General features: G+C 59.8%; 14 protein-coding genes. 6 read left to right on the top strand and 8 right to left on the bottom strand.

Annotated features, from left to right (window positions below):
* Positions 1–4 precede the first annotated feature (4 nt).
* Positions 5–763, top strand: a complete 759-nt coding sequence (gene cobS / locus D1820_RS16815; protein ID WP_118069835.1) for an adenosylcobinamide-GDP ribazoletransferase — start codon at positions 5–7, stop codon at positions 761–763.
* Positions 764–776: 13 nt separating this feature from the next.
* Here the strand turns inward: cobS and D1820_RS16810 are convergent, their stop codons facing one another.
* From D1820_RS16810 to D1820_RS16785, 6 genes are all read right to left on the bottom strand, one after another.
* Complete coding sequence (locus D1820_RS16810) at positions 777–1,550, bottom strand: ion channel (protein WP_102897484.1); 774 nt, start codon at positions 1,548–1,550, stop codon at positions 777–779.
* Between the two features lie 184 nt (positions 1,551–1,734).
* A complete protein-coding gene (locus D1820_RS16805; protein WP_014873844.1) occupies positions 1,735–2,247 on the bottom strand; it encodes a CarD family transcriptional regulator in 513 nt (170 codons plus the stop codon).
* Positions 2,248–2,609: 362 nt separating this feature from the next.
* Positions 2,610–2,948 (bottom strand): ferredoxin FdxA, encoded by a 339-nt coding sequence (fdxA, locus tag D1820_RS16800; protein WP_014873843.1) that lies wholly within the window; start codon positions 2,946–2,948, stop codon positions 2,610–2,612.
* Positions 2,949–3,012: 64 nt separating this feature from the next.
* A complete protein-coding gene (locus D1820_RS16795; RefSeq protein WP_040172575.1) occupies positions 3,013–3,378 on the bottom strand; it encodes an RNA-binding S4 domain-containing protein in 366 nt (121 codons plus the stop codon).
* Positions 3,379–3,406: 28 nt separating this feature from the next.
* Positions 3,407–6,424, bottom strand: a complete 3,018-nt coding sequence (locus D1820_RS16790) for a helicase-related protein (RefSeq protein WP_118069834.1) — start codon at positions 6,422–6,424, stop codon at positions 3,407–3,409.
* Between the two features lie 41 nt (positions 6,425–6,465).
* On the bottom strand, positions 6,466–7,035 hold the full coding sequence (locus D1820_RS16785) for a tetratricopeptide repeat protein (RefSeq protein WP_040172452.1): 570 nt from the start codon (positions 7,033–7,035) through the stop codon (positions 6,466–6,468).
* Between the two features lie 97 nt (positions 7,036–7,132).
* Between D1820_RS16785 and D1820_RS16780 the strand changes: the two genes are divergently transcribed.
* The 3 genes from D1820_RS16780 (at position 7,133) to D1820_RS16770 (ending at position 10,370) form a co-directional block, all read left to right on the top strand.
* The gene (locus tag D1820_RS16780) at positions 7,133–7,420 is read left to right on the top strand and encodes an SCP2 sterol-binding domain-containing protein (protein WP_040172450.1); all 288 of its coding nucleotides are present in this window, start codon (positions 7,133–7,135) and stop codon (positions 7,418–7,420) included.
* Positions 7,420–8,382, top strand: a complete 963-nt coding sequence (locus D1820_RS16775) for an alpha/beta hydrolase (RefSeq protein WP_118069833.1) — start codon at positions 7,420–7,422, stop codon at positions 8,380–8,382. Before D1820_RS16780 ends, D1820_RS16775 begins: the two co-directional genes overlap by 1 nt.
* A 143-nt stretch (positions 8,383–8,525) precedes the next feature.
* Positions 8,526–10,370 (top strand): M3 family oligoendopeptidase, encoded by a 1,845-nt coding sequence (locus D1820_RS16770; RefSeq protein ID WP_118069832.1) that lies wholly within the window; start codon positions 8,526–8,528, stop codon positions 10,368–10,370.
* A gap of 70 nt (positions 10,371–10,440) precedes the next feature.
* On the opposite strand, the gene D1820_RS16765 is transcribed toward D1820_RS16770, so the two are convergent.
* Complete coding sequence (locus D1820_RS16765; protein WP_014873836.1) at positions 10,441–10,710, bottom strand: DksA/TraR family C4-type zinc finger protein; 270 nt, start codon at positions 10,708–10,710, stop codon at positions 10,441–10,443.
* Positions 10,711–10,963: 253 nt separating this feature from the next.
* On the opposite strand from D1820_RS16765, the gene D1820_RS16760 reads away from it, so the two are divergent.
* Together D1820_RS16760 and D1820_RS16755 are read left to right on the top strand one after the other, a co-directional pair.
* Positions 10,964–11,578 (top strand): glutathione S-transferase family protein, encoded by a 615-nt coding sequence (locus tag D1820_RS16760; protein WP_118069831.1) that lies wholly within the window; start codon positions 10,964–10,966, stop codon positions 11,576–11,578.
* A gap of 51 nt (positions 11,579–11,629) precedes the next feature.
* Positions 11,630–12,226, top strand: coding sequence for an SDR family oxidoreductase (locus D1820_RS16755; RefSeq protein ID WP_118069830.1), 597 nt, complete (start codon positions 11,630–11,632; stop codon positions 12,224–12,226).
* Between the two features lie 67 nt (positions 12,227–12,293).
* On the opposite strand, the gene D1820_RS16750 is transcribed toward D1820_RS16755, so the two are convergent.
* Positions 12,294–13,355: an ABC transporter ATP-binding protein gene (locus tag D1820_RS16750; RefSeq protein WP_102897490.1), complete on the bottom strand. Its 1,062-nt coding sequence runs from the start codon at positions 13,353–13,355 to the stop codon at positions 12,294–12,296.
* Positions 13,356–13,358: the final 3 nt, after the last annotated feature.

Genomic DNA, 13,358 nt, shown 5'->3' with positions numbered 1-13,358 from the left:
GCAAATGCGAAAAAACGACATATCTGGTGTAGATTTTCTGCTCGTGTTGATCTTGTTGACACGGTTGCCCATGCCAAGGTTGCAAAAACAACAGTTTGCGCGACATGCGCACGCAGTGTGGGCATTTCCCTTTGCCGGGGTTGCCGTCGCGGTACCGGCGTGCCTGTTGGCGGTCATCGCGCAGGGAATAGGATTATCTCCGATGCTGGCGGCTGGGATCGCGCTGCTCACACAGACAGTTCTGACGGGCGCCATGCACGAGGATGGGCTGGCAGATACCGCGGATGGGTTTTGGGGTGGCTTCACCCGTGAGCGGCGGTTGGAGATCATGAAGGACAGCCAAATCGGCACCTATGGTGTACTGGCGTTGATCCTGACACTTGGTCTGCGCTGGGTCGCCTATGCGAGCCTGCTGGCGGCTGACGCGGCATGGGCGCTCTTGCCTGTGGCCATGCTGAGCCGCGCTATGATGCCAGTCGTCATGGCGGCCCTGCCGAATGCGCGCGGCACCGGCCTGTCCTCCTCCGTCGGGCGCCCTCCCTGGCGCAACTGCGGATTGGGGCTGGCGATTGCAACCCTGGCCGCCGTTCTGACCCTTGGCTGGGCCGTCTGGGGACCCTTGCTGGCGATGTGTGTGGTCGCTGCCGTCCTCGCTGCCACTGCCCGCACCAAGATTGGAGGACAGACCGGAGATGTGTTGGGGGCCACGCAGCAGCTGTGTGAGCTTGTCGCGCTGCTCTGCCTGTCCGCCACCCTCAGCTGAGGCCCGCTGCCGCTTACTCCACGCCGCTGGTGCGGATCTTCAGCTGTCCGCCACAGTGCTTGCAATGGACAGCGTCCACATCATGGCGGGTTAGCCCACATTGGCTGCAAGTATAACGCACACGCTGCGGATTGAAGATCGCCTGCGCCAGCCGCACAAATAGGGTCACCCCCACCACCATCACAAATACAGAGAAGGTTTTGCCAGCAGGCGTCGCCATGGTGATATCGCCAAAACCGGTGGTGGTCAGCGTCGCGACCGTAAAATAGAGCGCGTCAATATAAGGATAGTCGCTGCCTGTGGTGTCCATGAAGAACACCAGAGCCGTCATCGACGTCGCAAAGACAAAGATGAATAGGTTGATCCCGGCAATGATTGCATCCTCATGGCGACGAAAGAACCGGCTATCACGCCGCAGATCCTGCAGTAGATGGTAGGAGTGGATCAGCCGCAACCCTCGCAAGATGCGCAGGAACGCCAGCCCGCCGGGCAGAATCGTCTCCAACAACAGCGACACCAGCACAATGATGTCAGCGAGCGTGTAAATGCGCCAGAACAGCTTGCGCCGGTTGCTGCTGATCCAAAACCGTGCTGCCAGATCCAACGCGATAACCAGCCCGACCAGCCAGCTCAGCCCGATCAACCATGGCCCGTGGGGGATATGCGCGGTGGACATGAAAAACAGGATGGTCACGGCATCAAAGCCGATCAGCCCGTAGCGAAAGCGGACGGATGCGCTGTCAGTGCCCCGATAGAGATCGGTCAGGCGAGTCTTTAGATCCGTCATGGGTATTCTCTGCTCGTTTTTTTTGGCCGTGGTCGGGCGCATCATCCTGTCAGAGATACGCAGTGACATCGGGAGGGGCTAAATCATAGCCCAAAAATCAAAAAGGCCACGCTCTGAAGCGCAGCCTTTGTTTTTGATTTTCCGAATATCAGCTGGCTAGATCACCGCTGTTTTCGGGTAAAGATCACGCCGCAGCGCGGGAGGTCAGCACCTCGTCAACCTGCTTCGCAGCAGAGATTTCATCGCCACCGGAAACGGCTGCGACCTCACGCGTCAGACGCTCAAGCGCGGCCTCATAGAGCTGACGCTCCGAATAGCTCTGCTCGCGCTGGTCATCGGTGCGGTGCAGGTCGCGGACCACTTCCGCGATGGAAATCAGATCACCCGAGTTGATTTTCTGCTCATACTCTTGGGCACGGCGCGACCACATCGCGCGCTTTACTTTCGCCTTACCCTTGAGCGTGGTCATCGCTTTGGCGATCACATCGGGGGAGCTGAGCGACCGCATGCCAATTTCGGTTGCCTTGTTGGTCGGCACCCGCAGGGTCATCTTGTCCTTCTCGAAGGTGATCACAAACAGTTCCAGCGCGAAGCCGGCCACTTCCTGCTCCTCGATCGAAATGATCTGGCCAACGCCATGGGCGGGGTACACAACATAGTCGTCGGGGCGGAATTCAGGCTTCTTCGATTTAGTCATACAGGTCTTTCCTCGCTATGTGCCGATGTCAGGATCGGCTGGGCTGCCACAGGTCCACACGCGCGATGATCCGAAGATCCGCGTCGCAGACATGTCGCAGGAAAACCGCCAACAGACCCGTGCGACATAAGGCGCACAGCCAAGGCGGACATCCGTGATTGGTCATTTGCTGACTGAGTATATCACATTTTTTGCCTTACAAAAAGGCGAGGACCCGTGAAACCTCATGGTGGCGGGCTATCGGACCATAGAAAACACCGCAAAACGGGCTCACCTTCCAGCGCATCCCTGGCAGCAGCGCCAAGAACACCGGAGGTGAGTCGCCGCTCACATGATGCGATAGTCCTGCCAGGAGCCTTGGCTCAGCCGCCTTCGCCTGGGGCCTCGGAGAAGTACTTCTCCAGCTTGCCCTCTTCGCCGTCGCGCTCTTCCGCCTCGGGAAGCGGGTCTTTCTTGGAGACGATGACCGGCCACATTTCAGAATATTTGCGGTTGAACTCAACCCATTTATCCATGTCCGGTTCGGTATCGGGGCGGATCGCGTCCGCCGGGCATTCCGGTTCACAAACACCGCAATCAATACATTCATCCGGGTGGATCACCAATGTGTTCTCACCCTCATAGAAGCAATCGACCGGACAGACTTCGACGCAGTCGGTGTATTTGCAGGCGATGCAGTTATCCGTAACGACATAAGTCATGGTTGGCCGAGTCCCGTAGCTGTTTGGCTTGTAGCTAAATCACCGAAGCGCCGGCTTCAAGATGTCAAAACGCACCATCCCGGCGACTAAGATCAAGCGCTCTGCGCTCTTTCTTATCCGGGCGACCTTTTCCCTCGTAGCGCGGGTTGCGCGGCACGGGGTCCTGTTTTTCGGTCAAATCAAAGTACAGCGCCTGTGCCTCTGGGGCTGGTCCGCGCCGTGTTCCGAGGGCTTCGATCCGCACGGTTCGGATGATGCGGCCCTGCGGGAAGGTCAGAACATCCCCGGAAGAGACGTTCTGAGCCGGTTTTGCGATTTTGTTGCCATTGAGACGAAGATGACCACCACTGACCATTTTGGCGGACAGGCTGCGGGTCTTGAAGAACCGCGCCTGCCACAACCATTTGTCAATTCTGATCTTTTCGCTCACCAGCACCCTCTTCGGTTTCAGCAGCCGATCAATCGGATTGCTTCAGCCCCATCAGCGCTGCGGCAAAGGGGTTGTCGGGGTCAATCTGCTTTTCCTTCTTCGGCGGGCGCGCCGAATAGGTCTTGCTGCCCTGATCCTGACGGCCGCCCTTTTTGCCGGGTTTGCCATCACGACCGCCCGGCTTACCGCCGCGCGGTTTGCCCTTGCCACGCGGGGCATCACCACCGCGTTTGGCACCGCCACGGTCGCCGCCAGCCTCCTGACCGCGCCGATTGCCGTTGCGGTTTCCACCGGTCTTGCGGGCGCGGCCCCAGGTGAAGGTATAGAAAACCTCGGTTTCCTGTTCCTCAACCTTCGCATCCGCCGCATCGCCGACAGGTGTCTCAATTTCTGCGGTTTCCGGGATCGGATCGGCAGCAACCGGATCTGCGAGCTCTTCCGCCACGGGCGCAACGCCCGCATCTTCGATCCCGGTGACCTCAACCGGAACGTCAGCAGGCGCAACCGGGTCGGTAACCACAGCGTCGGTGGTTGCAGCGGTATCAGCCTCATCCGGCGCAGCGGCAGGCGTGTTCTCAACCTGCTGAGCGGCATCCATAACAGGAACGTCGGCTTCGGGCGTGCCGGTTTCGGTCACCACGGCATCAACAGCCTTGGCTTTCACCCGCTCGCCCTTGTCAGCCTGGTAGCCAAGTCCCTGCATCAGATCGGCAAACTGCTCCAGCGTCATGCCGGTGATCGACAGCATGTCGGCCTTGGCTTCAAAACCGCCACGGCTGTCTTCGGCCCGCAGCATATCTGCAAGGCGTTCCAGCATATCGATACGGATCATGCGTTCGCCTGCATTGCGATACCCGCACATGGTATCATACCCCTGCGGTGCATCCTTGATGACCGGCACGGTCACCAGACCAGCTGGTGGTGCATCCGGGAACTCCCCCAGACCTTCGGCAAGCGCCCAGAGCACCAGACGCAGGCGGGTCGGTGCCGGCTTCAGCAGCAGCGGCATGAAGATGGTGAACTGGCCAAACCGAATGCCGTGCTTGCGCAGCGCGCCACGGGCGTCCTGATCCAGATCCTTCACCTCTTGTGCGACGGCTCCACGCGGCAGAAGACCCAGCCCCTCGACCATGCGGAAGGCAAAGCCACGCGCAAGGCCGGTCAGCTCTTCGTCCCGCTGCAGGTTGAGCAGCGGCTCAAACAGCGCGTTGACCTTGCGGGAGATGAAATGCTGCAGGCGGCGTTCGACTTTCTGAGCGACGTCTGCCCCAGCAGCGTCATCGACGAAAACCTCGATACGTGGGTTCAGCGGATCTGCGCCGGCCACCAATTTGCCGACAGCATGTTCGCCCCACATCAGGCCGCCCTGATCGGTAAAATCAATTTCAGTATCCGGCGCGTTGTAAAAACGGTCAGCCCGGAGATGGAAATGCGGTGCGAGTGCTTGCAGGGAGGCGGATTTCAACGCCTTTGCCTCGGCGCCCTGAGCGCTTTTGTCCGGCGAGAACCGGAACCCTTCAAGACGACCAACGAATTCACCTTCGACGGTCACTTCACCCTTGTCATTCACTTCGGCCAAAAGGGCCTCCTTCTGTTTGAGCCGGCGCAAAAGCACGGATGTGCGCCGGTCCACAAATCGCTGAGTCAGACGTTCGTGCAAGGCGTCCGACAATCTGTCTTCTACAGCGCGCGTCTCTCCGCGCCAATGACTTTCATCACGGACCCAGCCGTTCCGTTGTGCAACGTAGGTCCAGGTCCGGATAAAGGCCAAACGTTTCGACAATGCGTCAATGTCGCCATCAACCCTGTCGATCCGTTTTATCTGTCGTGCCAGCCAATCATCCGGCACCACACCGGACCCGTGCAGATACTGGAACAAAACGCCCAAAAGGCCAGAATGTTCCGACTGAGAGATGCCGCGAAAATCGGGAACCCGGCAGACATCCCACAGCAGTCGCACCGAGGGGGCGTTGGTTGTCCGCGCCAGAATTTCATCCTGTTGGGAAAGCGATTTCAGCGCGATGAGATCATCCGCTTCGCGTGCGCGGACCAGATTCTGATCCTCCGGTGCTGATTCGAGGGAACGGATCAGCGCCTCTACAGTGCCAAATTGAAGCTTGGAGGACCGCCAGTTCAGCTTTTTCAGCGGCGTGAAACGATGCTCCATGATGGCCTGCGCCACACCATCGTCCAGCGGCGGCGCGTCGCCGGTCACCCCGAAACTGCCGTGGCTCATGCCGCGCCCTGCCCGCCCGGCGATCTGCGCCAGCTCATTCGGCACCAACTGCCGCATCCGGCGCCCATCAAATTTGGTCAGGGAGGAAAAGGCAACGTGATCAATATCGAGGTTGAGCCCCATGCCGATGGCATCGGTCGCGACCAGATAGTCCACCTCTCCGTTCTGGTATAGCTCCACCTGGGCGTTGCGCGTCCGTGGGCTGAGCGCGCCCATGACCACCGCCGCGCCGCCCTTTTGACGGCGCAGAAGTTCGGCAATGGCATAGACGTTGTCGATGGAAAACCCGACGATGGCTGTGCGGGCGGGCATCCGGCTGAGCTTCTTTGAGCCAGAATAGACCAGATCCGAGAGCCGCTCCCGGCGTAGAAACTGGACACCGGGAACCAGTGCAGCGATCGGGCCGCGCATGGTATCCGCACCCAAAAACAGTGTCTCCTGCGTGCCACGCGCCCGCAGCAGACGGTCAGTAAACACATGTCCGCGTTCCGGATCGGCGCAGAGCTGAATCTCATCGACCGCCAGAAAATCACAGCCCATGCCCTCGGGCATCGCCTCAACCGTGCAGATCCAATACTGCGCACGCGGCGGAACGATCCGCTCCTCCCCGGTGACCAGCGCCACCACAGAGGGGCCACGGGCCGCCACTACCTTGTCATAAACCTCCCGTGCCAAAAGACGGAGCGGAAACCCCATTACACCGGTGCGGTGCCCCAACATGCGTTCGATTGCATAATGCGTCTTGCCGGTGTTGGTCGGTCCCAGAACCGCCAGGACCCGGGAGGTCCCGGAACTCTGCATGCCTGTCATGATAGTGCCCTCAACGCCCGAACCGCGCTCAATTGCCCGCTTTACAGCTCTTTGCCTTCGACTGTGGTCTTCAGCCGATCAAGCGCGCTGGTTATCGCCTCGTGATGCGGATGTATAGCCTGCGCCCTCTGGTAGGCCTCATAGGCGTTTTGCGGATCATTGAATTGTTCGAACATCGCTCCCAGCGCAAAGATCGCGTTGTAGTCATTAGGGTTCAACATCAGCGTTCGCTCCAGATCCGCCACCGCAGGCCCGAAAAGCCCCGCAGTAAAATAGGCCCGCGCACGTTCATACCAACCGGTCGCAAATCCGGGCGCATGATCGGTCAACGCGGTCAGATGCTCAATGGCAATGCGGGTGTCGCCCCGTTCCAGAGCGTCCTTGCCTCGTTTCAGCAAAAGGTCCATCGCCGGAGAACCACTGCTCCCCCAAAGCGCCTGCAATGACCTGTCTAGGCCAATCGCCTCGCCCGGGTCGGCCTGGGCCAGCGCCGCAAGCAATCCCGCCTCATCCACGGGGTCCTCCGCGCGCGCCTGCAAAGGCACGGAAAACAGGACTGTCAAAGACGTTGCCGCCACGATAGCTTTGAGATTGGAGAATTTTGCAACCATGATGGGTTAAGTGTAACCGCGCAGCCCGCGTTTTCCAGAGCCTGGGGGCCTTCCCTCACATAAATTTGCGGCTGCGGACCAAATATGAGGACTGAACATGAGCGAAACGCTGACCCAAGCAGCAGAAACGCTGAACGAAAAAATGGACGGCGGCTTTGATGGCTCCGCCAAATTCGACATCACCGGCATGGGCACAATCATGCTCGACCAGAACGGTGCGCGCGTCGCTGACGAAGAGGCCGAAGTCACCATGACCGCCGACGCCGAGACGTTCCAGTCGATCATTGAAGGGGAACTGAACCCGACAACTGCCTTCATGAGCGGCAAGCTGACCATTGATGGTGACATGGGCACCGCGATGAAACTGGCATCGGCGATGGCCTGATGGACGCGCACCTGATGGATCTGACCCCCGCTCCATTCTTTGCCGATATCGCGCGAGGACCCGACGGCGGGCAGGCCCATTGGGTGACCACCAGCGATGGCCTGCGCATCCGCGTGGGCCATTGGCGTCCGGACGGCGCCGAAAAAGGCACGTTGCTGCTGTTTCCGGGACGCACCGAATATATCGAGAAATACGGCGCCGCAGCCCAGGACCTGGCCGATCGCGGCTATGCCACATTGGCGGTTGACTGGCGCGGCCAGGGGCTTGCTGACCGGATGCTGCCCGAGCGCCTTCTGGGTCATGTCGGGGCGTTTCGCGATTTTCAGAAAGATGTCGACGCTGCGGTGGATCTGGCCGAGCGACTGGCGTTGCCGAAACCTTGGTTTGTTCTTGGCCACTCCATGGGCGGGGCCATAGGGCTGCGCGCCGTGATGGAGGGGCTTCCGGTGAAGGCCTGTGTGTTTTCCGCCCCGATGTGGGGCATTCAGATTCCCCCGGCCCTGCGTCCTGTGGCGCGGTTGCTCAGCGCGATGGGCGACCGGTTCGGCATTGGCGCGATGCGGACCCCGACAACCACCCTTGCCCCATATGTGCAGGCCAGCCCGTTTGAGGGCAATTCGCTCACCAATGATGCGGAGATGTATCGTCTCATGCAGGATCAGTTGGCGGCACAGCCGGACCTGTCGCTCGGCGGGCCGACGGTCCGGTGGCTGGGTGAGAGTCTGCGTGAATGCGCCGACCTTGCAAAAATGCCCTCTCCCGCGCTGCCCTGCATCACCTTCCTCGGGACGCAAGAACAGATCGTCAACACCGCTGCCATCCATGATCGCATGGCCCGCTGGCCAGGCGGGGAACTGGATCTGGTCAAGAACGCGCAGCACGAGGTGATGATGGAAGGGGCTGACACACGCCGCAGCATTTTTGACAAGATGACCCGGTTGTTTGACCAATACGCAGACTAGGCTGCCCTGTGCCGTAAGATTGGATTGAGCGCACCGCCCTGATGCTGCGCATAAATCACTGCAACACACAGGGCGGTTGCTTGTGATCCCCTGCCCTCACGCTTAGATGTCGAAGCAGACATAAAATAGCCTGAGGTGCCCTGATGATCAACGCTCCCTTCCTTGACCGCGACCTGATGCGAGACGTCAACGCCAATGCCGCAGGTGGGGCCGGGCCGGACGGGCTGGGTAATCTGCCTGAATGGGACCTCAGCGATCTCTACACCTCTGAGGATGCGTCTGATCTGGACCGGGATCTGGCCTGGCTGGAAGAGGAATGCGCAAGCTTCGCGGCTGATTACGAGGGCAAGCTGGCTGATCTGGATGCTGATGGCCTGCTCAATTGTGTCCTGCGCAATGAAAAGATCAACGCGATTGCTGGCCGGATCATGTCCTTTGCCGGATTGCGGTATTACCAGCTGACCACCGATGCGGGTCGCGCGAAGTTCATGTCCGACATGCAGGAAAAGATCACCATCTTCACCACGCCGCTGGTGTTCTTCACGCTGGAGATCAACCGGCTTGAGGACACCGTGCTGGACGGCCACTTCGCCGCCAACAGCGATCTGGCCCGCTACAAACCGATCTTCGACCGGATCCGCGCAATGAAACCCTACCAGCTATCGGATGAGCTGGAGAAATTCCTGCATGATCTCGGTGTGGTCGGGGATGCTTGGGAGCGGCTGTTTGACGAGACGATTGCCGGTCTCACCTTCACCGTGGATGGCGAAGAGCTGAACATTGAGGGCACGCTCAATCTCCTGACTGAGCAGGACCGCAGCAAGCGTGAAGCCGCCGCGCGGGAGTTGGCGCGGGTTTTCTCCGACAACATCAAGATCTTCGCCCGTGTTCACAACACCCAGGCCAAGGAAAAGGAAATTCTCGACCGCTGGCGTGGGATGCCGTCGCCGCAAATGGGTCGCCACCTCTCCAACCACGTCGAGCCGGAGGTCGTGGAGGCACTGCGCGAAGCAGTGGTTGCGGCCTACCCCAAGCTGTCGCACCGCTATTATGAGCTGAAGCGCAAATGGCTGGGGCTGGACCGGATGCAGGTCTGGGACCGCAACGCGCCGCTGCCGATGGAGACCTCGCGTACCGTGAACTGGGACGAGGCACGCAAGATGGTGATGGATGCCTACAGCGCCTTTGACCCCCGCATGGGCGATCTGGCCAAGCCGTTTTTCGACAAGGGTTGGATTGATGCCGCGGTGAAACCGGGCAAGGCGCCCGGCGCATTTGCCCACCCGACCGTGACCGACGTGCACCCCTATGTGATGCTGAACTATCTCGGCAAACCGCGCGACGTGATGACCCTTGCGCATGAGCTGGGGCACGGCGTGCATCAGGTGCTGGCGGCGGATCAGGGCGAGATGCTGTCATCGACACCGCTGACACTGGCCGAGACCGCCTCGGTCTTTGGCGAAATGCTAACCTTCCGCAAGATGCTGGAAAACGCCAAGGATAAGACCGAGCGCAAGATCCTGCTGGCAGGCAAGGTCGAGGATATGATCAACACGGTCGTGCGCCAGATCGCATTCTACGATTTCGAGTGCAAACTGCACGCCGCCCGCGCCGAGGGGGAGTTGACACCAGACGATATCAACGCGCTGTGGATGTCAGTGCAGGCCGAAAGCCTTGGCGAGGCCTTTGACTTCATGGAAGGTTACGAAACCTTCTGGACCTATGTGCCGCATTTCGTCCATTCCCCGTTCTACGTCTACGCCTATGCCTTTGGCGACGGGTTGGTGAACGCGCTTTACTCGGTCTATGCCGAGGGGGCTGAAGGGTTTGAAGACAAGTATTTCGAGATGCTGAAGGCCGGTGGATCCAAGCACCACAAGGAGCTGCTGGCGCCCTTTGGCCTTGATGCATCTGATCCCACGTTCTGGGACAAGGGGTTGAGCATGATCTCCGATATGATCGACGAGCTGGAGGCGATGGAGGACTGATCCTCACGCACATCACCGAACAGAGAAAGGGCGTGGTCAATCGGCTGCGCCCTTTGCTTTTTGTCGGCGGTTATTTGAGCTGACTGTCCTTGCTGCCACGCCGGTTGATACCACCCCGCGCGCTGTAGGCACTGTCGCGATCCTGCTGGCACTCGATACAGAGCTTCACTCCCGGAATGGCCTTGCGGCGCGGCTCCGGGATCGGTTCCTCGCAATCGGCGCAATGGGTGAGGCTTTCGCCCACCGGCGCAGGCCGCGACTTAAGACGCGCTAGCTCGTCACTGATTGACGCCTCGATCTGCTCGCTCACTGCGCCATCGCGCGCCCATCCTCCAGCCATGGTCCATCTCCTCTCGTAAGGCTACATCGTACCACATCCGGCAGGCATATGCTGCAACTGCCCCTGATGTGACGCGATCGCTGTGGATAGAACACCTGACTGGGCATGCTGGTTCCACTCTCTGAGTCCTTCGATGCGCAGCTGCGGCAGGCCTCAGGAACAAAATCGCGACCCCAACCGTTGGATACACAACGGCGGCGAAAAGGCCGCCGTTCCTTTTGCGACCGACACCCTCTGTAAGGAGACGCCGCCCATGCTGACGATACATTGCCTTGCCTACTCGCGCGCAATCCGCCTGATTTGGCTGATGGAAGACCTGGGGCAACCCTACACTGTCGTCACCTATGACCGCACCGCGTCTTTCAGGGCGCCCGAAAGTCTCGCCAAGGTACATCCGCTGGGCAAATCCCCCGTGATCGAGGATGGCGACACAATGATCGCAGAATCCGCAACCTGCTTGCGCTACATTACCGACCGGTACGGAGATTCGCATCATCATCCCTCCCCCGGCAGCGCCGAGGCGGTTCATCACGAGGAACTGCTCGACTATGTCGAAAGCTCCTTCGCCGAAGTCGCCATGGGCGTGCTACTGCCTGCCCTGAAGGGTGAAGAGGCCACCGAGGCGGCCAGACGTGCCATGGCTCAACACCTTGATTATCTTACCCAGAAGCTGCCCGAACAGGGGCTGCTGTTTGGCGACACCGCCACACTGGCAGATATCCAGTTTTCCTACATCCTCGCCAATCTGGCAGCTATCGGCGCGCTAGAGGACGCGCCGCGGGTGGCGCGCTATTGGGCTGATCTGCAGGACCAGCCTGGCTATCAAGCCGCAGTGGCCAAGGTGGGTCCGATGGCGCCCTCGTTCTGAGCCGTCAGCTATCGATCACCAAAATCATTCACAGGAACTAAGGAGATCACCATGCAAGTTCTCGTAGCCGGCGCCACAGGCAATACCGGTCGCCGGGTCGTTGAAAAACTCCAGCGTCTCGGCCACCACCCAATCGCCCTGATCCGCGAAGGGTCCGACACAAGCACATTGCCGCGCGGCACGACCACGCGGCACGGAGACCTCACAGATCTGCCTGCAGAGGCCTGTGCGGGATGCGATAGCGTCGTTTTTGCAGCTGGGTCCGGCGGCGACACATCAGCGGAGATGACAGAGAAAGTTGACCGCGATGGCGCAAAAGCCCTGATTGATCTGGCCAAACACGCGGGCGTTTCCAAATTTGTCATGCTCAGTTCCATCGGCGCGGATGATCCTGACCCGGACGGAGACCTTGCCCATTATTTGCAGGCCAAACATGACGCCGACACACACCTGATGCAGTCGGGACTGGACTACGCAATCCTGCGCCCGGTGCGTCTGACCGATGGCGATGGCAGCGGCGACATGCTTTTTGGTGAGGAGGTCGATCCCGAAGGCATCGCCGCGCGTGGCGATGTTGCTGCAACACTCGCAGATGCGGCCAGCAATCCGGCGTGGACAGGCAAGGCCGCGCGGATGCAATCCCTGTAAGCCCTTTAGCGGGGCCACAAAACACGAAAGAAGCCCCGGCGCGCATCAGCACCGGGGTTTTTCAATTTCAGCGCAGACGTTGCTCTGTCGTCCCGTCGAAGACATATGCATCCGCATCATCAAAGCCCAGGGCAACGGCTGTCCCCTCAGGCAAGGCTTCGTCACCGCGGGTCTCAACTATGAGCTTTTCACCGGTTGGTGTGCTCAGATAGTCGTAGGACACACCGCCAAGTCGCTCCCTGAGGTCAAGAACCAAGCTGCTGTCCGCGGCTGTCACGCTCAGATGCTGCGGACGCAAACCCAACAGCACCTTGCTGCCATCTGCTGGCAAGGCCACTGAGGTCGCAACACGACGGTTTTCAAGCGCGGGCACAACGACACCATCGCCCTGCACGGTTCCTTGAAGGAAGTTCATGCTGGGCGAGCCGATAAAGCCCGCCACAAAGCGATTATCAGGGTCTGCATAAAGCTCCATCGGGCTGCCGACCTGCTCCACACGTCCAGCGCGCAGCACCACGATCTTATCCGCCAGTGTCATCGCTTCGACCTGATCATGGGTCACATAGATCATCGTCGCGCCGATTTCCTTATGCAGGCGCGCGATTTCAACACGCATGTCGACCCGTAGTTCGGCGTCAAGGTTGGACAGCGGTTCGTCGAACAGAAACACCTCAGGCCCCCGCACGATCGCACGGCCAATCGCAACCCGCTGACGCTGACCACCCGATAGGGCCTTGGGCTTGCGTTTGAGATAGTCGTCCAGCTTCAGGATCCGGCTGGCTTCGGCCACTTTCTCCCGGATCTTCTCCTTGGGGTGACCGTTCATCTTGAGGCCAAAGCCCATATTGTCCTCCACCGTCATATGCGGGTAAAGCGCATAGGACTGGAAGACCATCGCAACGCCGCGATCTGCTGCATCTAGGCGGGTCACGTCCCGATCGCCGATATGAATATTACCGCTGCTGGTTTCCTCAAGCCCGGCAATCATCCGCAACAATGTCGATTTCCCGCACCCTGAAGGACCAACGAAGACACAAAATTCGCCGTCGTCAATGCTGAGATCCACATCATGGATCACCTGCACATCTCCATATTTCTTGACGGCCTTGGCCAAAGTGACCCCTGTCATGCG

This window comes from Phaeobacter sp. LSS9 (assembly GCF_003443595.1).
GTDB classification, from domain to species: domain Bacteria; phylum Pseudomonadota; class Alphaproteobacteria; order Rhodobacterales; family Rhodobacteraceae; genus Phaeobacter; species Phaeobacter piscinae.
Note: the sequence above shows the minus strand (reverse complement) of the source record. Positions and strands in the feature narration are given on the sequence as shown.